Annotated in this window: 21 protein-coding genes; 13 read left to right on the top strand and 8 right to left on the bottom strand. The window is 36.3% G+C overall.

Annotated elements, in window-relative coordinates; all coding sequences use genetic code 11:
• Positions 1–567, bottom strand: coding sequence for an elongation factor P (gene efp, locus L2586_RS07185; RefSeq protein ID WP_235292156.1), 567 nt, complete (start codon positions 565–567; stop codon positions 1–3).
• Positions 568–598: 31 nt separating this feature from the next.
• On the bottom strand, positions 599–1,588 hold the full coding sequence (locus L2586_RS07180; protein ID WP_235292155.1) for a beta-ketoacyl-ACP synthase III: 990 nt from the start codon (positions 1,586–1,588) through the stop codon (positions 599–601).
• A 291-nt stretch (positions 1,589–1,879) separates the two neighbouring features.
• Between L2586_RS07180 and L2586_RS07175 the strand changes: the two genes are divergently transcribed.
• Positions 1,880–2,647: a thioredoxin family protein gene (locus L2586_RS07175; protein WP_235292154.1), complete on the top strand. Its 768-nt coding sequence runs from the start codon at positions 1,880–1,882 to the stop codon at positions 2,645–2,647.
• Positions 2,648–3,070: 423 nt separating this feature from the next.
• A complete protein-coding gene (locus L2586_RS07170; RefSeq protein ID WP_235292152.1) occupies positions 3,071–7,648 on the top strand; it encodes a T9SS type B sorting domain-containing protein in 4,578 nt (1,525 codons plus the stop codon).
• 469 nt (positions 7,649–8,117) lie between these two features.
• Here the strand turns inward: L2586_RS07170 and L2586_RS07165 are convergent, their stop codons facing one another.
• The 3 genes from L2586_RS07165 to dnaE are packed head-to-tail and all read right to left on the bottom strand — an operon-like array spanning position 8,118 to position 12,786.
• A complete protein-coding gene (locus L2586_RS07165) occupies positions 8,118–8,729 on the bottom strand; it encodes a thioredoxin family protein (RefSeq protein WP_235292151.1) in 612 nt (203 codons plus the stop codon).
• 13 nt (positions 8,730–8,742) lie between these two features.
• Entirely contained in the window at positions 8,743–9,258 is a 516-nt protein-coding gene (locus L2586_RS07160; protein WP_235292150.1) for a TlpA disulfide reductase family protein, read from the bottom strand.
• Entirely contained in the window at positions 9,259–12,786 is a 3,528-nt protein-coding gene (gene dnaE, locus L2586_RS07155; RefSeq protein ID WP_235292149.1) for a DNA polymerase III subunit alpha, read from the bottom strand.
• Positions 12,787–13,035: 249 nt separating this feature from the next.
• Here dnaE and L2586_RS07150 point away from each other — a divergent pair, with 249 nt between their 5' ends.
• From L2586_RS07150 to obgE, 4 genes are all read left to right on the top strand, one after another.
• Positions 13,036–13,659 (top strand): 50S ribosomal protein L25, encoded by a 624-nt coding sequence (locus L2586_RS07150; protein WP_235292147.1) that lies wholly within the window; start codon positions 13,036–13,038, stop codon positions 13,657–13,659.
• 215 nt (positions 13,660–13,874) lie between these two features.
• The gene (locus L2586_RS07145; protein WP_235292145.1) at positions 13,875–14,369 is read left to right on the top strand and encodes a C40 family peptidase; all 495 of its coding nucleotides are present in this window, start codon (positions 13,875–13,877) and stop codon (positions 14,367–14,369) included.
• Between the two features lie 117 nt (positions 14,370–14,486).
• Positions 14,487–15,065, top strand: coding sequence for an adenylate kinase (locus L2586_RS07140; RefSeq protein ID WP_235292144.1), 579 nt, complete (start codon positions 14,487–14,489; stop codon positions 15,063–15,065).
• Complete coding sequence (gene obgE / locus L2586_RS07135; protein WP_235292143.1) at positions 15,058–16,050, top strand: GTPase ObgE; 993 nt, start codon at positions 15,058–15,060, stop codon at positions 16,048–16,050. Before L2586_RS07140 ends, obgE begins: the two co-directional genes overlap by 8 nt.
• Here obgE and L2586_RS07130 read toward each other — a convergent pair.
• Complete coding sequence (locus L2586_RS07130) at positions 16,040–16,579, bottom strand: hypothetical protein (protein WP_235292142.1); 540 nt, start codon at positions 16,577–16,579, stop codon at positions 16,040–16,042. The genes obgE and L2586_RS07130 overlap by 11 nt on opposite strands.
• A complete protein-coding gene (locus L2586_RS07125) occupies positions 16,560–17,123 on the bottom strand; it encodes a CvpA family protein (RefSeq protein ID WP_235292141.1) in 564 nt (187 codons plus the stop codon). The genes L2586_RS07130 and L2586_RS07125 overlap by 20 nt, the downstream gene beginning before the upstream one ends.
• A 176-nt stretch (positions 17,124–17,299) precedes the next feature.
• On the opposite strand from L2586_RS07125, the gene L2586_RS07120 reads away from it, so the two are divergent.
• The 6 genes from L2586_RS07120 to L2586_RS07100 all read left to right on the top strand — a co-directional run bounded on the left by L2586_RS07120 (position 17,300) and on the right by L2586_RS07100 (position 21,844).
• A complete protein-coding gene (locus L2586_RS07120) occupies positions 17,300–17,803 on the top strand; it encodes a hypothetical protein (RefSeq protein WP_235292139.1) in 504 nt (167 codons plus the stop codon).
• 6 nt (positions 17,804–17,809) lie between these two features.
• Positions 17,810–18,406 (top strand): PAQR family membrane homeostasis protein TrhA, encoded by a 597-nt coding sequence (trhA, locus tag L2586_RS07115; RefSeq protein ID WP_235292138.1) that lies wholly within the window; start codon positions 17,810–17,812, stop codon positions 18,404–18,406.
• 138 nt (positions 18,407–18,544) lie between these two features.
• Positions 18,545–20,446, top strand: coding sequence for a DNA topoisomerase IV subunit B (locus tag L2586_RS07110; RefSeq protein WP_235292137.1), 1,902 nt, complete (start codon positions 18,545–18,547; stop codon positions 20,444–20,446).
• Between the two features lie 361 nt (positions 20,447–20,807).
• Entirely contained in the window at positions 20,808–20,939 is a 132-nt protein-coding gene (locus L2586_RS24790; RefSeq protein WP_348535583.1) for a S41 family peptidase, read from the top strand.
• A gap of 62 nt (positions 20,940–21,001) precedes the next feature.
• Positions 21,002–21,139, top strand: coding sequence for a hypothetical protein (locus tag L2586_RS07105; protein WP_235292136.1), 138 nt, complete (start codon positions 21,002–21,004; stop codon positions 21,137–21,139).
• 126 nt (positions 21,140–21,265) lie between these two features.
• Positions 21,266–21,844, top strand: a complete 579-nt coding sequence (locus tag L2586_RS07100; RefSeq protein ID WP_235292134.1) for a peptidoglycan-binding domain-containing protein — start codon at positions 21,266–21,268, stop codon at positions 21,842–21,844.
• A 131-nt stretch (positions 21,845–21,975) separates the two neighbouring features.
• On the opposite strand, the gene L2586_RS07095 is transcribed toward L2586_RS07100, so the two are convergent.
• The gene (locus tag L2586_RS07095) at positions 21,976–22,332 is read right to left on the bottom strand and encodes a hypothetical protein (protein WP_235292132.1); all 357 of its coding nucleotides are present in this window, start codon (positions 22,330–22,332) and stop codon (positions 21,976–21,978) included.
• Between L2586_RS07095 and L2586_RS07090 the strand changes: the two genes are divergently transcribed.
• The gene (locus L2586_RS07090) at positions 22,311–22,655 is read left to right on the top strand and encodes a glycoside hydrolase domain-containing protein (RefSeq protein ID WP_235292130.1); all 345 of its coding nucleotides are present in this window, start codon (positions 22,311–22,313) and stop codon (positions 22,653–22,655) included. The two genes, L2586_RS07095 and L2586_RS07090, sit on opposite strands and share 22 nt — an antisense overlap.
• Positions 22,656–22,676: the final 21 nt, after the last annotated feature.

Raw genomic sequence — 22,676 nt, 5'->3', positions numbered from 1 at the left:
TTATTGTTTTGCTCTTTCTACATAAGACGCGGAGGCAGTATCGATTTTGATTTTGTCTCCTTCGTTGATAAATAATGGAACTCTTATTTCAGCTCCAGTTTCTACAGTTGCAGGTTTCATCGCATTCGTTGCGGTGTCTCCTTTTAATCCAGGTTCTGTGTAAGTTACTTCTAATACAAGATATTGTGGCATATCCATCGTAAGTGGAGAATCATCTTCAGTATTGAATAAAACTTCTACTATTGCTCCCTCTTTAAGTAAGCCTATAGCAGGAACAAGTTCTTCTTGAAGTCTAATTTGTTCAAAATTTTCTTGATCCATAAAATGCAAACCCATATCATCTTTATATAGGTATTGGAAATTTCTTCTTTCTACTCTTACCACTTCAATCTTGTGTCCAGCAGGGAATGTATTATCTAAAACTTTACCAGATGTTAGACTTTTAAGTTTTGTTCTTACGAATGCATTTCCTTTTCCAGGTTTAACATGTTGAAATTCAACTACTGAAAAAATATCATGGCTGTATTTTATACATAAACCATTCCTTATATCTGAAGTACTTGCCATTATAAATTTTTAAAATTTAATCTAATATAAGTTAATATGCCCACTTTAGTAGGGTGGAGCCCCAAGTAAATCCACCTCCGAAAGCAGTTAATATTAAATTATCTCCTTTCTTAAGCTTGTCTTCATAATCCCAAAGACAAAGTGGGAGGGTTCCTGCAGTTGTGTTTCCGTATTTCTCTATGTTTATCATAACACGCTCGATTGGGAAATCTGCAAAAGCTGCGACTGAATTAATAATACGCATATTAGCTTGATGCGGAACTAACCAGTCTATCTCATCTTTCGTTATATTGTTTCTATCAAAAATCTGCTGTACCGTCTCTGTCATTCCTTTTACTGCGGCCTTGAAAACAGGCCGACCTTCTTGGAATATATAATGCATACCTTTCTTAACCGTTTCTTCTGAAGCCGGGTGTAATGAACCACCGCCTGCCATATTAAGATAGTTTCTACCTGCACCATCTCCTCTAAAAACAGAATCAACTAATCCATAACCTTCTTCATTCGGTTCAAGAAGCACAGCTCCTCCACCATCTCCGAAAATAACGCAAGTAGTCCGATCCGTATAATCTACGATAGAAGACATTACATCTAGACCGATAACGATAACTTTCTTTAGTCGGCCACTTTCTATGAATTGAGCACCAGTAGTAAGGGCAAATAAAAATCCTGAACAAGCAGCATTTATATCATAACCAAAAGCATTTTTGATTCCTACCTTATCACAGATAATATTAGCTGTATCTGGAAATCTCATGTCACCTGTTACAGTAGCACATATAACCATTTCTATATCATCTGGATTCGTATTTGTTTTTTCTAACAAACCTTGAACCATACTAACGCCCATATCAGAAGCAGCCAAGCCTTCTCCTTTTAAAATTCGACGTTCTTTTATTCCTGTTCTGGAAGTTATCCATTCATCACTAGTCTCTACCATCTGTTCTAACTCCTTGTTAGTAAGGACGTATTCAGGAACGTATCCGTGGACACCAGTTATTGCCGCTGTGGTTTTACCCATAATTGAAATTCAATTTGAGGTGCGAAACTATGAAAAATGTTAACAATATTCTAAAATTAAATGAATAATGGTTTTTCTTCACATTTCGCATGACGAATAATAATTAACTATATAGCATTAATATACAATGTAATATGTATATAATAAATTGAAAAATGAATTAAAAATCATATTAAATTACTGCGAATTTTCGAATTGGTATCCTTTTTGCATAATCTAAATTGTTAGAAACCAGTAGATAATAAGTTGCAGAATTACGTAATGTATTAGCTACCCAAAAAATGATGAATTATGAGAATGATAACCATGATGTTATGTCTGTTGTTTCTTTATTCTGCTAATGCTGAAAACAATCCCAATTCCATTCATTTTTTTGATGGAGATTTTGAATCAGCTAAGATGAAGGCAGGCGATGAAGGAAAACTGTTTTTTGTTGATTTTTATGCCACTTGGTGTACGCCTTGTAAGTGGATGGAGGAAACAACTTTTAATGATACGGAAGTTGTAGGCTTGTTAACTGAGAATTATGTGTCATTAAAAATTGACATAGATGATCTAGATGGTTATAGTATAAAAGAAAGATTTCAGGTTAGTGTTCTTCCTACTATATTGATTTTTAATTCGAGCGGAGAACTAGTAGCAAGGGTAGAAGAGACGCTTTCTTCTAGAAATATGGCTAAGCTTTTAACCTTTCATAATAAGGATGAAAATAAAATTCAAGTAAAGCATTCGATTAACAGTTCACCGAAAACAACGATCAGTGATTCTTATAAATCGTACACGAAGCAAAAAGTTGCTAAGCCGTCTGTTAATACAACGAAACCAGCAAATCAAAAATTTAGAATCCAATTAGGTGTTTTTAAAGAATTCGAAAATACTTATGACATGGTTAATGCGTTAAAAAGCAAATTTTTAGAACCAGTGATTGTACTCAATGATTATGCGGATGGAAAAGTAGTTTATAAAGTAATGATGGGAGCGTTCGAGACAAAGGAAGAAGCGACCGGATTCAAAAACATTTTAAAAGAAGACTTCAGCCTGGAAGGGCTCGTAAAATAAATTTCAGCACCAAAAGTGGTGCTCACACACTAATTTTTAAAATTTATTCCAGATCATCCTTTTAAGCGGGGATGATCTTTTTTTTGTTTATGTACCGCAAATAGTGAATAAGTTTAGCTAGTCTTTTAAGAATTATTAGCTCTGAGCTATTAATTCATAAGGCTTCTGATAAAATTCATTATACAATATTAATGTTAATATATATCCTGGCTGACAAAGTCGCAGATTCATATATGGAAATCAAGCAGCATTTTTCATATTTGCGGCGTCAAAACAAAAGGTGCAATAAAGGATGACGTTTTAGCAATATTGAAGACAGTAGATCGTTTTTTATGCGGGAATAAAACAAGATCAGAACATATTAAAGAAATCCTTTATGTATCTTTGCGCAGTTACAGGATTTTGGAAACGTAAAAATCATAGATGAGTTTAAGAGGAATTTTCGGGGTTATCCTTTTTTCAATGTTTTTGGGGATGGGAAATGCCCAAAATATTGAGGAGGTGTATTTTGAACTAGGCGAGAAAACTATCTCGACAACAAGATGTCCAGAAGATGCAGGAGATCTTAATCTAATTAACTTTGATGGTCAGAGTAATTCTACTGTTTTTCCAGGGCCAATTTATCTTTGCTATCAAGATCAATTTACCATCGAAAACCAAAATAGTGTAGCAGCTTGTGCTGATCCTGATCCACTTACTATCCCTGGAATAGGATATGCATTTTATAAATCTCAGCCTAATCCTGGTATTACAGGCCCGTCGATTTCGAATGTAATTGCTGATAATGGTCTAGAAGATAATCCACCACCCTTAGTGGCAAATGGTTTCTACTCTTATAGAGATCAGGTTGATGGAGAGGCTTTATTTTTCAATGAAGGACAAGTTCAAGATTTCTTTAATGGAGGTGATCCAGAAGAAATGTGGTTTGCGCCGATTACTTTTGATGATTTTGCAGGAAATACTGTTGTAGAGAATTCGAGTAGTGAAGTGAACGTTAGGCCAGATCAAGCATTTCAGGTAATCTACTTGAATGCAGTAGAAATTTCAAATAAACAAACTGATGTAGGAGGGAATCCTCTAGCTGGAAGTTTTCAAGTAAGTGGTGGTGTAGCTGAATGGGATGGCACAAACTACAGCGACCTCGGAATATATAAAGTGGGCGATATTGGAGTGAGGGGAACCATCTTAGGATCGGGATTTACTCATAATGATGTGATCAATTTTACCGTGCCAGAAGAAGGAGATTATGTAATTTATGTGGAAGATGAGAAAAGTTGTGGTGCAGCTATGGAAATTAGCTTTACGGAAAACGATGGAGCTGTAACGTTTAATATCGGTTCTTTTACAGATGTACAAGGAGGTTCGCAATGTGTAAGTTTTTGCGTAGAAGATTTTGTAGATATTAATGCAATGCAATTTACGATTTCATTCGATCCAAGATTTTTAACATTTAATTCCTTCAGTAATCTAAATTTGCTGTTTCTTAGTGAAGGTAGTTTTGAAACCAGTTCGGCTGCAAATGGAGTTATTAGACTAGTATGGATAGATCAGCAAGGCCTAGGGCAGAATGTCACAGATGGTAATTGCATTTTCGATATTTGTTTTGATGTGAATGATGATGCACCTTTAGGAGGGTGTTCTGATATTTCTATAACGGGGAATGTCATTCCTATTTCTGTCGAGCAACAAGATCCCGATGATGTTAATATTACTTATCCACTAACGGTGACTCAGAACCCAGGAGAAGCTTGTATAGACCCAGGCGCGGATCTTACTGCACTAGTTAATACATGTAATGCAGCTGCTTCCAGTTTTTCTGGTTCTCTTACATTTCAAGTTTTTGGAGGAACAGGACCATACTCGTACCAATTAATAGGTGCGTTTTCACCTACTTCAGGTAGTAACGTAATGGAAGGTTCTATGATTTCTATAGGAAACCTAGCACCAGGTAGTGGGTATCAATTATCAATTACAGATGCTACAGGTACTAATATTATCATCCCAGTCACCATCGGAAATGGAAACCCATTAAGTGTAGATCTTACTGGAACAGATCCTTCTTGTTTTAATTTCTCTAATGGAGAGATTCAAGCTAATGTTAATGGAGGAACAACTTTTTCTGATGGTTCTTATTCTTACGAATGGTCTAACTTGATATTTAATAATGATAATATAGATCGATTAACCCAAGGAAATTATAGTGTTACGGTAACCGATGCGAATGGATGTAGTGTTGTTGGGAATGAGTTTATAGGTACAGATCCTATAAATGTAGAAATCAATGTAGATGCAATGCCTACCTGTCTTGAATCTACAAATGGTATAATAACGGCAACCATCACAGGAGGTACACCTAATTCGAGTGGAGATTATAATATAAAATGGCAAGGAGATGTGATGGCCACTTCTTTTGATGTTGGTGATGTTGTTACCAATAATCAAGTTCAAGGAGGCCTTATCGGAATTCAAGTGACAGATTCTAAAAGCTGTGTTTGGGAAGAATTTTTCACCATTGAGCCAGAAAAGGAGTTAGAAGCGAGATTTGAATTTGATAGAAATATACTATGCGCAGGTGATACCGATGCAAGTTTCAGAGTTTATGGGGAGTTTAGCGACGGGGAAGCCTTTAATCTGGATGCGAATAATTCGCCTACAGATCCAGCAGGTATAAAAGTGAATGGACCTGATCACGTATTTTTCCAAACGTTAGGAGCGGGAACCTATTCACTTACATTGACAGATGAAATAAATGGTTGTCGTGTAGATACTACATTTACTTTAATAGATCCAGAACCATTGATTACGAATGCATCAGCTGCATACCCATGTACGTCTACTGATGGAGGAACAATCGGCATCGATCCAGAAGGTGGTGTGATGCCTTATACTTTCTTATGGAATGATGGTGTTACAGATGAAGATCGTACGGGCCTAGATGCAGGTAGTTATGAAGTGACCGTGACGGATGCGAATGGTTGTACGGATATCAGAGATTTTACATTGGTTCAGAACGCTTCTTTTACGATAGAAGGAATTATCATTGACAACATCGGTTGTGAAGGAAATACAACAGGAGGGCTGGAAGTCAGAATTGTAGATGGAGATGGAAGTGAAACTTACCTTTGGGAAGGCCCAGGCGGCCCTTACAATACAGCGAAGATAGAAGATTTAGGCCCAGGTGTATATAATCTGACGATAACGGATGCAATGGGTTGTGTTCAGACGGATTCAAGAGAAATATTAGAAGGTGCAGATTTTACCTATAATGTTATTCCGACAGAACCTACATGTACTAATAGTCCTGATGGAAATCTGGCAATTTCAGTAAACGATCCAGGTGATTATACTTATGTTTGGGATCACCCTAATGATAATGGATCTGAAGTATTGTCTAACATTCCTGCAGGTGATTACTTCGTAACGGTTACCCAAGTAGATGGTTGTTCTAAAGTAGACACATTAACGTTAACTGCACCAAATGGAATCAATATAGTATTAGACAACTCTAATCCTACATTGTGTTCTTATTCTACAGATGGTTCTGCAACGGTTACTGCAAGTGGGGGAGTTGTAGACAATGGGCGGTATGGATTTATCTGGTCTTCAGGTGAAGAGGATCCATTATCTAATAATAACACTTCTACTGCAACTAATTTGGCAGCAGGAGAACAGTTCGTGGTCGTGGTAGATGAATTATGTTTTGATACTTTGTTTTTTACCATTTCTGCGCCTGATTCGTTAATGTTAGATCCTGATTCATTTGTTCAAGAAAATATAACTTGTTTTGGTGATGATGATGGTAGTGCGACACTAGCTTCTATGGGAGGATCAGGAGGCTACCTTTATTTCTGGCCAGATCAGGGTGTCGATGCAGCTTCTGTTACAGACTTAACTCCAGGGTTTCATAGATATGTATTAGCGGATGGGAATGGGTGTATTACACTTGATTCCATAGAAATTTTAGAACCAGATTCATTGGTTGCTAGTATTGCAGATGAGACGATTGACTTAGGTTGTAGTAGTGATGAAGATGGTGTTGTATTTATAGATGTCGTAGGAGGTGATGAGATAAGCGGATACAATTATGCTTGGGAAGGAGCTATTTCTACCTCGAGTTCGGCAAGTGGACTAGGACCTGGTGAATATAAAGTGACGGTGACGGATGCTAATGGATGTATCGATTCAACTTCCTATATCATAATGTCCCCAGAACCTATAACCGCAGATATTCCTACACCAGCTGAGCCTATTTGCTTCGGCGATAGAACGTGTATTAGTATCAATGAAGTTTTTGGTGGTTCAGGAGCAGGATTTAGATTCTCAATTAACAATGGACCTTTGATGGATATTGATAGTTGTGCCAATGTTTTTGCAGGGGTATACGATATTGCCATCTTTGATAATACAGGATGTTCATTTGATACCACACTTACCATTGAACAACCAGAGGAATTGATTTTGAATCTAGGACCAGATATCCAAGTTGACCTGGGCGATAGTTCTACGGTTATCAATGTAATTGTAGAAGGCCCTAACCCAATTAATGCTTTAAATTGGGAGCCCAATACAGATTTTGGATGCTTGAATGATGATTGCAGCAGAATTGCCATCTTCCCGAACAAAACTACTCTCTACACGGTAAATGTAGAAGATGACCAAGGATGTACTGCAGAAGATGAACTCCTAGTAGAGGTCATTAAGATTGTACGAGTGTTCTTTCCGAATGCCTTTTCACCTAATGGAGATGGTTTCAATGATTATTTTAATGCCTTCACAGGACGAGGAATTCAGAGTATAGATGAATTCAGAGTTTTTGACAGATGGGGGAATGAAATGTATCAAATTAGAAACTTAAGCCCTAATAGTGGCGGAACTGATGGCTGGGATGGTAGAGCAAATGGAGTCGATGTAGGTCCTGGAGTATATAGTTACTATGCTAAGGTAACTTTAATCGATGAAGAAAAAGTATTACTCAGAGGAGATGTCACTCTTCTAAGATAGCAGGAAATAAGATTTTTATACATAGCTATCCTAATAGCTATAGACAATATATATTACTCAATAATATTAAGATGAGCACTGGCTTAAGCAATGAAGGTCAGTCTCATCTTTTTTTATGTCAATTTTTTAGTGTTCATACTCTCGATTAAATCTCTTTCATTGACGACATATCACAATAGATATTTTAGAATTGCATCAAATTTGGTACTCTAATTTTGTTTTGTCTAGAGTCTAGGACACTTAGTTTTAATTTACTCCCTTTCTCTCGATCTAAATTCAGGTCAACCACAGATGCCATTGCATTCACATTTAGATCTCTAGTTAAATTCAAAGGATCTTTTAATTATAAATACTGGCATCTGAATGCTACTCTATCTTCTGAAATTAAAAAAGGTAGCCAACGCACTAAGCATTGGCTACCTTTTTTATCTGAAATTAATTTTTGTATAAATGAAGCTTAAAGGTTCACTTACGCTCTTTTTTTCTTGATTCCGCATCCTACTGCCTTAGTCATGCTCGGATCAGGATTACTTCCGGCTTCTAGCGCTTCGATTGCATTTTCAACATACTTTTCACTTGCCGCACTTGGATCTTTCGGATTGTTATCGATTGCTCCGATATATTTTACTATATGATCTGAGTCTAACAAGTATACGTGTGGTGTTTTCTGTGCACCATACTGAGGAAATATTTCTTGACCCTCATCTATTAGGTATGGAAACGTAAAACCCTTTTCCTTGGCTCTTTTCTGCATGTTTTCGAAACTGTCACCTGGCTGCATATTCGGGTCATTCGGCATAATTGCAATTACAGGATATCCTTGTGAAGCGTACTTATTATTTAATTCATTGATTCGATCTTCATACATCTTAGCATACGGACATTCGTTGCAGGTAAAAATAACAATGTAGCCTTTCGCGTCCGGATAATCACTTAGCGAAACCATTTCACCATCGATGTTTTTCAAGGAGAAATTAGTTGCTTTATCACCTACTTTGTAACCATCAGCGGGCCCAGTCAGCGCCAAAGTAAAAAAGAACAATAACAGTAAAGCTGAGCTTTTTAGAAATACATTTTTCATAACATTTTTTATTTTAGAGTTGCTTAATTAAGTTTTCTATATCTTCTACCGACTCCATTTCGGTTTCAGTAAATACACGTTCACTTCCTCTTATAATCAGTGTTGCTGGAATTGTACCTGACCAAGAAGGATCCACTTTGTCGATCCAAGTATTAGCATCCATATCATCTAGGATATACAATTCAGACTTAAGTTGATGTTTTTCTATGAATGGAACATATCGTTTCTTGAGTTGGTTTGTAAAATCTAGACTGACTAATATTGTTTTGATATTGCGGTCTTTGTTAGCAGCATTGAATTCCTCGAAATAAGGTAGTTCCTTAACACAAGGTCCACACCAAGTAGCCCAAAAATTGACCACTAGAATTTCTCCGTCTTTAGGGACAAGAATTTCTTTTTCTAAATCATCATAGTGTTCGAAAATCTGATACCTTAAAGTGTCAGAAGCCGACGCATATTCATAAGTAGTAACACTTATTATGGAACTACTATTAAAAAATTGACCTAAAAAAAATAATAAATAAATCATCTAATTCAAACGATATTTAATGTTCATTTTATCTAGTACAGCCACAAATTCGTGGTTAACATTCACTTTGTATTGATTCGAGATCAGATTCAGTTTCACTTTTTCTTTACGATCGATCACTACCATTTTTAACTTATGTTCTCCTTCGTGTGTTGTGCATAATGCGCTTAAATCTTCTATAAAGTCTTGGTTAACATACTTCGCTGGTATTAAAACGGTAATAAACTTAGTAAGCTGCTTCCCGATGGTATCTAACAACTTAATGTCCTTCGTTTTAAAAAATACTCGATCACTGTGTTTGTTTTTCTCAAAATGACCTTCGATATAAAGCACTTCACCATTCTGAATTAAGTCATTATACTTCATAAAATCTTCAGAGAAAAGTGCCAGTTCTAACGTTCCATTATAATCCTGCAATGCAAATCGGCAATATCCAGTACCTCTCTTAGATACACCGTGGAAAGCTTGCGTAACTAGCCCTGCCATTTTTAATGTGGTGCCATATACATCTTGTGCCTTGTCTAATGGACAATTCGTGAAATTCTTAATCTCTAATTGGTAGTCATCGAGCGGATGACCACTGATATAGATTCCTGTTACTAACTTCTCCTTTTCTAACTTCTCTAATGAATTCCACGGTTCACAAACTGGGATTTCTGGCTCTGTCAAAAACATTTCACTCAAGTCGCCGAAAAGGGAATTTTCAGACATTGATTTCTGTGCTTGGTAATCGTTCCCGTATTTAGATGCATGCTCTATATAGGTGTCATACTTGTCAGACGGCTGAAAATACCTAGCCCTGTTTCCGTCGTCGGTAGAATCAAAGGCGCCACCGAGAACTAGACTTTCTAAGCATTTCTTATTTACGGCCCTTAAGTTTAACCGTTTAGTAAGATCGAAAATATTCTTAAAAGGGCCATCAGTGGTTCTTCCTCTAAGAATCTCGCTCACTGGGCCTTCTCCTACACCTTTTAACGCCGACAAGCCGAAACGAATATCTCCAGCATCGTTAACCGTGAAATTCAAGTGGCTTTCATTGATATCCGGACCTAGCACTTTCACGCCTACCCGTTTCGCTTCTCTTAAGAAGAAGTTGATCTTATCCATATCATTTTTATTATGGGTAAGAACGGAAGCCATAAATTCGGCAGGGTAGTGGGCTTTCAGATAAGCGGTCTGGAAGGCAAGGATCGAATAGGCAGCAGCATGAGATCGGTTAAAACCATACTCTGCAAACTTGGCCATGATCTGAAATATATCATTTGCTTGGTCTTTGTCTACTCCTTTTTCGACAGCACCTTTCACAAATATTTCATTGTGACGATCCATTTCACTTTTCTTCTTTTTACCCATGGCCCGTCTAAGCATATCTGCTTGGCCTAGTGAGTAACCCGCCATGATCTGGGCGGTTTGCATGATTTGCTCTTGGTAAACCATAATACCGTTCGTGGGTTTGAGCAGATCTTCTAACCACTCGTGAGGGTAGACAATTTCCTCTTCGCCGTGCTTTCTACGGATAAAAGAAGGAATGTGATCCATCGGGCCTGGACGATATAATGCATTCATGGCAATTAAATCCTCAATGTTAGTAGGCTTTAATTCCTTAAGATTCATTCTCATTCCCTCAGACTCAAACTGAAATATTCCGATGGTGTCTCCTCGTTGGAATAATTCATAAGTTTTTTCATCATCTACAGGAATATCATCTGGATCGATGCGCTTTTCTTCACCGAATCGAAGAACGACGTTTTCGATAGCATCTTTTATAATGGATAATGTTTTCAGACCCAGGAAATCCATTTTTAGCATTCCGGCATCTTCTACTACACTTCCGTCGAACTGAGTAATCAGTAGATCTGTATCTTTCGAAGCTGAGACTGGTATATAATTAGTTATATCATCTGGCGCAATGATGACACCTGCTGCGTGTATACCTGTATTTCTTATAGATCCTTCTAGTTTCTGTGCCAATGTTAACACCTGACCTGATAGATCATTCTGCTTAGAAATTTCTTGTAATTTCTGGACTGCACTGAAGTCATCACCTTGCCATTTTGCTTTCGCTTCTGCTTCCGTTACTCCAAATATACTTTTGAACTTAGTACCAGGTTTAGACGGTACTAATTTTGCAATTCTATCACTTTCATCTAGTGGTAAGTCCATCACCCTTGCAACATCACGAATACTGGACTTTGCAGCCATCGTACCGAAAGTGATGATCTGCGCTACTTGGTTCCTCCCATACTTATCGACTACCCAGTCGATTACTTGTTGTCGGCCATAATCATCAAAATCTATATCAATATCCGGCATTGAAATCCGCTCGGGGTTTAGGAATCGCTCAAAAAGTAGGTTGTATCCGATAGGATCGATATTCGTAATCTTCAGTGCGTATGCAACTACGGAACCTGCAGCACTACCTCTACCTGGACCTACTGCCACTCCCATATCTCTTGCTGCCGCAATGAAATCCTGGGTGATGAGGAAGTATCCATCGAATCCCATATTCTTTATAATACCTAACTCTAATTCAATTCGGTCTCGAATCACTTCTGTGATTTCACCATACCTCATTTTCGATCCCTCATAAACTAAGTGTCGGAGGTAATCTGGTTGATTTTTAAATTGGGCAGGAAGCGGGAAGTTAGGTAATAGAATATCTCGCTCTAACTGAGGAGTTTCTATTTTACTATAAATATCCATCGTATTATCGATCGCAAACGGCACATCACTGAAGATGCTTGTCATTTCCTGCTTGGTCTTGAAATAAAAATCAGAACTTGAAAATTTGAATCGGTTTTCATCTAACTTTTTATTTCCAGTATTGACACATAGTAAGATGTCATGTGGATTCGAATCTTCTTCCTCTACATAATGGGCATCATTCGTAGCGATGACTTTAACGTCATATTTCTTAGCAAATCCTAGTAAAACTTGGTTGATGTCTTCTTGAGAAACGCCAGTTTGGTCAATATTTTCTAGACCTCTATGACGCTGTAATTCTATATAAAAATCCTCTCCTAATAGATCGATCCACCACTTTAATTTGTTTTCAGCACCTTCGAGATCTCCTCTTAATATCGCTTGTGGAATTTCGGCACCGATACAGCAGCTTGTTGCAATTAATCCTTCTGAATACTGCAGAATAAGTTCTTTGTCAATTCTTGGAAACTTTCCATACAGGCCTTCCATGAATCCTAGAGAACATAATTTAGAGAGATTTTCGTAGCCTTTCTGGTTTTTAGCAAGCATCAACTGGTGATATCGCTTATCTTTTTCACCTTTAGACTTAAGAAATGATTGCTTGTGACGATCGTCGACAAGATAGAATTCACAACCTACGATCGCTTTAATGCCTCTCTTTTTAGCCTCGGCAACAAATTTGAACGCACCGAACATATTCCCGTGATCGGTAAGTGCAACAGCCTTTTGTCCATCTCGAACTGCCTTATCCATCATCGTTCCGATATCGGAAGCTCCATCTAATAATGAATATTGGGTGTGGCAATGTAGGTGGCAAAAATCCATAGGTTGATAGTTTTACACAAAATTAATATATAAGTTATGATAATACAATTTAATATGAATGAATAGGTTCATCGTTTTGAATTAATAAGCTTTGAAAGTTTGCTGAAAAATTGTGTATTTATGGCAAAGCAGGTCGATAATCAATTGATCCACAGAAATATTTAATAAAGAATGGCTGAAATTATATTTACTTTAAAATAAAAAAGTATCTTTGCAGTCCTTTTTAAAAATAAGTAATCAACGATCATTATGAATGTTGTTAAAGTCCAAGCGGAAAAAAGAACTGAAGTAGGAACTAAAAGTTCAAAGTCTCTAAGAAGAGAAGGTAAGATTCCATGTGTATTATATGGAAACGACCAAGTAGAATATTTCACTGTAGAATTTAACCAAGTTAAAGGTTTAGTTTATACACCTGAATTTAAATTGGCTGAAATCGAAATAGATGGAACAGTGCACAAGTGTATATTGAAAGATATTCAGATGCACCCTGTTACTGACGCGATTGTACACATTGACTTTCTAAGATTAGTTGATGATGTTAAGGTTAAAGTTGAATTACCGATTGCATTTAAAGGTGATTCTCCAGGAGTGAAAAATGGTGGTAAACTTATCCAAACGATGAGAACTATTAAAATAAAAACTACTCCAGACAAATTGGTAGATAAACTTTATGTATCTATCCAAGGACTTAAGTTAGGTAACTCAGTAAGAGTAAAAGATGTAGAAGTAGGAGAAGGAGTTGAAGTGATGAGTGCATTAGCTACACCAGTTGCGCAAGTTGCAATTCCAAGAGCACTTAAGAGTGCTGGAGCTATTGGCGATTTGGATTTAGATGAAGAAGAAGAAACAGCAGAAACTGCTGAAGAAGCATAGAGAAAGAACATATCCACTATATATAAAGGGAATCTTAGGATTCCCTTTTTTTGTATAATAATTTCTGATGCTCCTATGTTATAAGTGTTGAAGCTTAGTAATGTGGTCTAAATTTTGATATATAATATCAAGAATGGATCTGAAAAAGAAAAGACTTGATCCGTAGACCAAGTCTTTCTGTTACAGCAATTTACTAATTCAACTAACTTTAAATAATGAGTTATAAAGTTTCTTTCTATAAACAAAACGGATATTTCTTCTTTGTGCTGCTTCTGAGCTTCATTGTTAGTTCAGGTTTTATGATGGAATCTGATACGGAAAGAAGCGATCGGCAAAAAAGAAAGCGCATTATAAAAACAGCTCAAAAGTACATTGGAACCAAATATAGAACAGGCGGGAAAACTCCTAGAGGTTTTGATTGTTCTGGTTTTAGTTCGTACGTCTTTAGCAAAAATAATATTAAACTAGGCGCTAACTCGAGTTCTCAGTCTTTACAAGGTCATCCAGTAAAAATTAAGGATTTACAGCCTGGAGATTTAATATTCTTCGGAAGCAAGAAAAGAATTAATCATGTTGGTATTGTGACGAAGCAATCCAGAAAGGAATTAAGGATGATACATGCTTCGAGTTCGAGAGGAATAATCGAAGAGGATATTACTAATTCTTCCTATTGGCAGAAACGTATTGTAGGAGGTAGGAGAGTAATTTAGATAGATGGAACTCATTTATTCAATTTGTGTTAGAATTATTATATGATTACATTTTTTAAATGGCTAAGGAATTATTTTTTTCCTAACTTAGCAGATTCAGATACAAATACGGAATACATGATTAATTTAATACTATTCGGGCCTCCCGGATCAGGAAAGGGCACGCAAGCAAAGAAGCTTGTTGAAAAATACAATTTACTTCATATCTCCACGGGAGATTTATTTAGATATGAGATTGGCAATAAGACAGAACTAGGACTTAAAGCTCAAGCTTTCATGGAGAAAGGGGAATTGGTTCCTGATGAAGTAACGATCGGAATGTTGAACAATAAGGTAGAAGCAAACCCGGATGTAGAAGGATACATCTTCGATGGCTTTCCAAGAACGATTCCGCAAGCAGAATCATTGGATAAGTTATTGAAAAGCAAAGGCCAACAAGTTGCAGCTTTAATTGCGCTGAATGTTGATGATGACGAAATCGTAAAAAGACTTTTAGAGCGCGGAAAGACTTCAGGAAGAGCGGATGATATAAGTGAAGAGGTGATACGCAAGAGAATAAGAGTTTATAATGAAACTACTGCCGTAGTATATAATTATTATGACCAATTTGGGAAATCACAATCCATAGAGGGAAAAGGGAGTATAGAAGATATCTTCGGAAGAATTAGTGATAGAATAGAAAAATTAAATGTCTGAAAAGAATTTTGTTGATTATGTAAAAATATGCTGTAGATCGGGTCCTGGTGGATCTGGTTCTGCTCACTTCTTTAGGGATAAATCTACCCCTAACGGAGGTCCTGATGGTGGTGATGGAGGCCGTGGTGGTCATATCATCTTGAGAGGGAATGAGCAGATGTGGACTTTGCTTCCTCTGAAGTATAGAAAACATGTTATTGCTGGTCCTGGAGGAATAGGAAAAGGTAATAATCAGACAGGTGCCATGGGAGAAGATGTTATTCTGGATGTTCCCCTCGGAACAGTTGCTAGAGATGTAGAAACTGGAGAGGAACTTTTCGAAATAAGCGAACATGATCAAATCGAAATTATCGCTCCAGGAGGTCGAGGTGGAAAAGGAAATACACATTTCAAGTCCTCTACGAATCAGTCTCCTAGATTTGCCCAGCAAGGAGAAGAAGGAGTAGAAGAATGGAAAATACTTGAATTAAAAGTACTTGCAGATGTGGGATTAGTTGGATTTCCTAATGCAGGGAAGTCTACTTTACTTGCTTCATTATCCGCTGCAAAGCCTAAAATAGGAAATTATCCATTTACTACTTTAGTTCCGAATTTAGGGATCGTAGGATATCGAGATGGAAGGTCTTTTATCATGGCGGATATTCCAGGAATAATAGAGAATGCTCATGAAGGTAAAGGGCTTGGATTAAGGTTCCTACGTCATATCGAGCGGAACTCTGTCTTACTTTTTGTGGTACCAGCAGATTCAGATAGTATCAAGGAAGCTTATCAGATTTTATTAAGTGAACTAGAGAAGTATAATCCGCAACTGCTTGATAAGCAAAGGATATTAGGTATTTCTAAAACGGACCTTATAGATGATGAACTTAAGAAAATGATGTCAGATGATATCCCTAAGGATATTCCATCTATTTGGTTTTCAGCGGTTACAGGAGAAAATATCTTGCAGATGAAGGATTTACTCTGGAATACAATTAATTCGTAAGAATCTTAAGTAGGTCGTTATAAGTTCTTGCGGGTTTGAAGTTTTGGTCAACATACCATGTACACTTCATCATGATATACTGAGGTTTTGCTTCATTTTTAAGAAGTTCGAGCGTAATGTTTCCATACAATTGCTCTTTCTCAACCTTATGCTTTAGTCTAGGTTTTAGATAGTAACGCTGCACATTTTCCTTGTCTTTATATTCAGTTTCACTATTTTTTAAGACATAGCCGATGTCTAAAACTTCGTCTTTCCAGTAATTCCATATGATAGATGGGCTGATATTTAACACGTCTGCATTTACTCTAAAAGCAAATGTAGATTCGTTTTTGAAGAAAAAAATATTCTTATCATTTTGTAGCTCATTTTCCTCAAAATCTGAAAGCTTACTACGAAACCATTCAAAAAAATTATTACCTGAAAAGCTGTTTTTCCAAGGAATAAAGCTTTCATAATCAGTATCTTCTTCATGCAAATACTCAAAAGAAGGTTGATTGTTGCTGCCGAGACTATTTCTGAATAACTTCATTTGTTTCTATTTCTTCAGTATTCTTTGATTGATTTATGGCTTCTGTCGACTTATCCCAAAATCCTCTAAATGCTGGCTTTAACTGTGAGAATGCACCTCGTGCTTGATTAGGTATAGGTTCTAGATATTCATAAGTTATGGATTTTTCAGTTTGGGGTTCAGAAATTATTTTAGTTTGATTTAAAAACCAGAGCACACCAGAATAGCAAACGATGAATAACATCGCCATTACAATTCCTCCTGCAATTTTATTTATAAAATTAAGTTTGACTGTTTTTAGCACTTTTACAAATAACTTCCCAAATAAGCGAACTATAAAAACAATAGAAATAAAGCAAATAATAAAACCTAATATGAAGCTAAAAGTGGCGCCAAGTTTTAAGGTAGAATCCAAGAATTCAATAAGGAATGGAGATAATTTAAAACTAAGAAGGATCGCAATTATTATGGAAAGGACAGCATAAAATGTCTTAATGATTCCCCTTGAATATCCCAAGTAAAAACCATATCCCAGAAAAATTAAAAATCCTAAATCAATCCACATCTTCTATATTTTTAAGTAATCTATAAAATTAATTTTGAACTTAGGCAAGATTCTTGAATTATAATTTTATATTTAATCATTGAATTTAGTATAATCCCTAAAGACTTTATTATATAATTACCGTATTTATTACCTTGATTTATAATTATTTAGGAGTATTTATAGTTATATAGCTAATGAGAATAATTTGTAACATCCTGGTCTTGCTTATATCTTGTACAAGTGTCTTTTCGCAAAGTGCTACTGGTACAGATTCATCCTCTAAAGTTCCTGTGACTTTCTTGATCTCCGAAGACGATAATGCTTATGGTGAACTAGTGGGTAATACGACGACTTCTCTTTTAGATGTCTGTGATGATGCAATGGATGTAGCCTATAAGAAATGGATCTATATGCTTGCAGATATGGAAGAAGAAGCGGAAGCGATAGGTTTTGATATCAAAGGTTTGAAAATTTGGATAAACTTTTTTTGGAATAGTGATGGCAGTATAGATCATATCGTATACTATCCGAAACCTAATTCTAAAAATATAGAATATAAGGATTTCACCAAGTTCCTAGATCATTTTGCAGAAACTTATGTTCTGGATGTCAAAGCAGAAAGTAGTTTCGCGCATTATGGAAGTGCTTCATTTCCCACATTTGTAGCACAGATGTTCCCAGAAAGAAATAAGGAGTAAGATTTCATGCAGTATAATGCGAAGGAAGAATTTGCGAATACCATTTCGCACGGTTTAGGTATTGTATTTGGTATAGTATTCCTGCCAGTTTTAGGATTCGAATGGCCTCAAAATTTATACATTTTCTCCTTTCTGTTCATATTTGTCAGTTCCACTTTATACCACGCTTCTAAGAATTATTCTATAAAACGCCAACTTCAGAAAGTTGATCATATTGCGATATACTTTATGATAGCTGGAACCTATACACCCTTTATTTTCGGATGCTTGTCAGGCACGAAAGCGTGGATTTTCTTCAGCATCATGTGGGGCATTGTACTTATGGGTACGATTTTTAAGATTTTTCTTACCGGTAGATTCGAGAAAATGTCGATCATTTTATACTTGTCTATGGGATGGATGGTTCTGTTTATTGCTAAGCCGTTTATTAAAAGTTTTGATCTGGATACGATTTTATACGTTGCTCTTGGTGGATTCTTTTATACGGTAGGGGTCTATTTTTATGCCAATGACCAGCGTAAGTATTTTCATTTTGTATGGCATTTGTTTGTTTTAGGTGGTGCAATCAGTCACTATCTAGCGGTTCGTTCATTTGTTATATAGCTGGTGGATATGTAGGTCAATTTTCAGGCTCTTTTTATCGATATTAACCTCCTCATTCTAGTCTATCTACCTAGTACTTATTGGTTTCCCGTATAAATAAAGGAAAATTTTAATATGATTTATTAAATTTGCACTACTATGAGCGAAGTGAAATATACGGAAGACAATATTAGGTCCCTAGATTGGAAAGAACATATCCGAATTAGACCTGGGATGTACATTGGTAAATTAGGAGATGGATCATCACAAGATGATGGGATATATATCTTAGTTAAGGAGATTCTAGATAACTCTATCGATGAGTATGTTATGGGACATGGTACTAAGATCGAAATCGTAATTGATGAAGGCAAGGTAAGTATTCGTGATTATGGTAGAGGTATTCCGCTCGGTAAGGTGGTAGATTGTGTATCTAAGATCAATACTGGAGGGAAGTACGATAGTAAAGCATTTAAGAAATCGGTAGGTCTGAACGGAGTCGGTACGAAGGCAGTTAATGCACTTTCTAGTTACTTCAAGGTTCAGTCTATAAGAGATAATGAAACTAAGATTGCGGTTTTCTCCAGAGGAGTTATACAAGAAGATGATAAAGTCAGAAAAACGGATGAAGCGAATGGTACTTTATTTGAATTCAATCCGGATGATGAGATTTTTAAAAATTACAGATTCCGAGCCGAATATATAGAAAATCAACTTTGGAATTATGCATACCTGAATTCAGGACTGAGAATAAAATATAACGGTAAGACTTTCTATTCTAAGAATGGATTATTGGATTTATTAGAGCGTAAAGCAGAACCGGATTCTATCAGATATCCGATTATTCACTTGAAAGCGGAGGATATAGAGATTGCCTTAACCCACGGAGAGCAATATGGTGAAGAATATTATTCCTTTGTAAATGGACAAAACACAACTCAAGGTGGAACACACTTGGCAGCCTTCCGTGAGGGAATAGTAAGAGCAGTAAGAGAATTCTACGGAAAGAATTTTGATACGAAAGATATTCAGACTGCCGTAGTTGGAGCAATAAGTCTAAGGGTAGAAGAGCCTGTATTTGAATCACAAACCAAAACCAAACTAGGATCTATCAATATGGGGCCGGATGCACCATCAGTGCGCTCATTTGTGGTTGATTTCTTGAAATTACACCTAGATAATTTCTTACACAAGAACGCGGAAACGGCAGAGGCTTTATTAAAAAGGATTCAACAATCAGAGCGTGAAAGAAAGGAAATCTCTGGAATCAAAAAACTAGCTAATCAAAGAGCTAAAAAGGCGAATCTTCACAATAAGAAATTAAGAGACTGCAGAATTCATTATAGCGATAACAAGGGCAATGATGAATTAAAATTAAATACAACGGTCTTTATAACAGAGGGAGATTCCGCTTCTGGTTCGATCACCAAGGCTAGAAATGTGCAGACAGAGGCTGTTTTTAGTTTGAGAGGTAAGCCACTTAATTGTTATGGGTTATCTAAGAAAATCGTTTACCAGAATGAAGAGTTGAACTTGCTTCAGCACGCATTGAACATAGAGGATGGAATTGATGGATTGAGATATAATCGAGTTGTAATTGCAACAGATGCGGATGTGGATGGAATGCATATTCGGTTACTTTTATTGACTTTCTTTTTGCAGTTTTTTCCTGAGCTCGTAAAGCAAGGGCACCTATATATTTTAGAGACTCCATTATTCCGTGTGAGGGATAAGAAGTCGACTTTCTACTGTTATTCTGAAAAGGAGAAGCAAGATGCCATTAAGAAATTAAGAGGAAAGGCTGAAGTAACTCGATTTAAGGGTCTTGGAGAGATTTCGCCAAATGAATTTGAAGATTTTATAGGTGATAATATTCACTTAGAACCTGTTTTCTTAACTCAGCATACGAAGATCGAAGACATCTTGAGTTACTATATGGGTAAGAATACACCAGAACGTCAGGAATTTATCATTGACAATTTGAAATTTGAATTGGATGAGGTAGAGAAGAAGGAGGTGTTTGACTTGGAAGAGGAGATTGTTTCTGCAGAAGTAAGCTGAGAAAAGTTAGAAAACTATGAGAGATCTTGATTAATTAGATCACTAGAAGTGAAGATAGATAGGAGTAGGTAGCTCGATGAAGCTATGCTGAGCAATGGAAAAAACATAAATATGAAAATTTCATTGTTGGATTATAGTCTAATTAGCAACAGTTCATTAAGATCAACTCATAGTACTAAATAAAATAATAGGATGCCTGCAAATAATTTCAATGGCTTAACTGATGAAGAGGTCATTATTGCTAGAGAGAAATTTGGTAAAAACAGCTTAAAATACTGTCCAAACTAGAAATGGGCTCGATCACAATGACTTCGATGACAAGAAGGAATATCGAACATTATCCAATGATCAGAATCCATATTTGAAACCAGTAATTGTTTTAACAGATAGGAAGACGATAAGTGCAGGAGAGGTTTTCCTGCTCCATATGAAATCATTTGAGCACATTACCCAGATAGGAGATACGACACGGAGATTTTTCGACCGTGAGTAATATGCGATTCTTACCGAACGCATGGCATTATAGATTTTCTATTCAGCAATTTCTATTGCCTAATGGGGGAAAGCCTTGATGGGGTGGGGCATGTGCCTGATGTTTATGTGAAGTACACCGCGACAGATATTATCTCTGGCAATGATAAGGTGATAGAAAAAGCAATTCAGTATCTATATGATGAATATCAGATTGAGTGAGCATTAGGTTTAGAAAATAAATTATAACTTTAATAAGTGACAATTACTATATCATGTAAATTAAGTATGCAATTTAAGTGGTTGAAAATATTGAGTTTGGTATGTTTCATCTTTTATAGCAATGCTATGAAATCTCAAGATAATGATCGGCCCCCTTATACACCTGGGAAATGCCATGCCAAATGCTTGTTTACTTCTTTGCAGGAAGAATATGAAATTGCTTATCCTGTGTACGTTGGAAATGATGAAAATATTTTACAAAATTTCGTTACGGATACCACAATTGTAATTAAGGAAGCAGATCAAAAATGGGTAACAAAAGGTCGAGATGTGAATTGTTTGTCTTCTAATCCTGAGGATTGTATGGTGTGGTGTTTAGTTGAGATAAAAGCTGAAGAAATTTATGTTGAAGGGTATTTAAAAAATACAAAAGCTACAGATGAATTCATTTTAGAGTACTACTATTTTGATGAATTAAACAAGAAAGGAGCATATATTGAATGGCGAGAGGTAGTGTGTGCTGATAAGGTTACGAGTCGTTTATTGAAAGAAGTTCGTACTGCACTCGGAATAAAGCTTACAAGTTTTAGCCATATAATGGATAAAAAAACGAAGGCAAAGCTTATTGAATATCAAAGAGAAAATGGATTGCCAATTGGACATTTAGATCTAGAAACATTAGCACATTTAGGAATAGAGCTTTAGCAGTAATAATAATAATAATAATAATAATAATAATAATAATAATAATAAGACATTGACTTATTACTCCGCAAAATGAACAAGATTAACAATCTATTCGAGGTTACATCACACCCTTCCGAGTTTTTATTAGATCAGATCAACTTACTATCTTTCTCCTCTAATGGCAAGAAGTCTACATCTAAGAATGCACCACTCGCATTATCATCAGTAATGATTTGTGGTTTTCCATTAACAACTTCTACAGAATTTCGATGGATATGGCCTGCGAAAACACCTAATATATTAGGAGCACTAAAAACTTCTTTATGAAAACTGAAGGTGGTCTTCGTATGTCCGCTTTCAGACCATTGAGGGCGTCTTTCTATTTTATAAATACCATCCGCAGCTGCACCCCAATTCGGATTCCCGCAACCGAAATAAATTTTCTTTCCAGGCGCATACATCGGAATATGTACCAATAATACCAATGGCCTACGGAGTGGGGCCATATGGATTGTGTGGAAATGAAGATGTAGGACAGATGTCTGCTTGGTATATCCTAGCAGCCATGGGAATTCATCCTATTAACTCAGGAGATAATAAGTATGAAATCACCAGTCCAGTTTTTAATGAAATTGTGGTAGAACTGGATCCGAAATACTACGATGGAAAAGAAATTAAAATAATAGCGAATAACAATTCACCTGTAAACATCTTCATTCAGAAAATGGAATTGAATGGAAAGACATTGGATAGATATTATCTTATGCATGAAGAGATTGTGAACGGAGGAAAACTAGAGTTATGGATGGGACCGGAACCGAAATTGTAGTTCTAGTGATAAATATTTCTT

Source organism: Portibacter lacus, from assembly GCF_021533215.1.
Lineage (GTDB): Bacteria > Bacteroidota > Bacteroidia > Chitinophagales > Saprospiraceae > Portibacter > Portibacter lacus.
The sequence above is the reverse complement of the archived record's forward strand: the minus strand, read 5'-3'. Positions and strand labels throughout refer to the sequence as shown.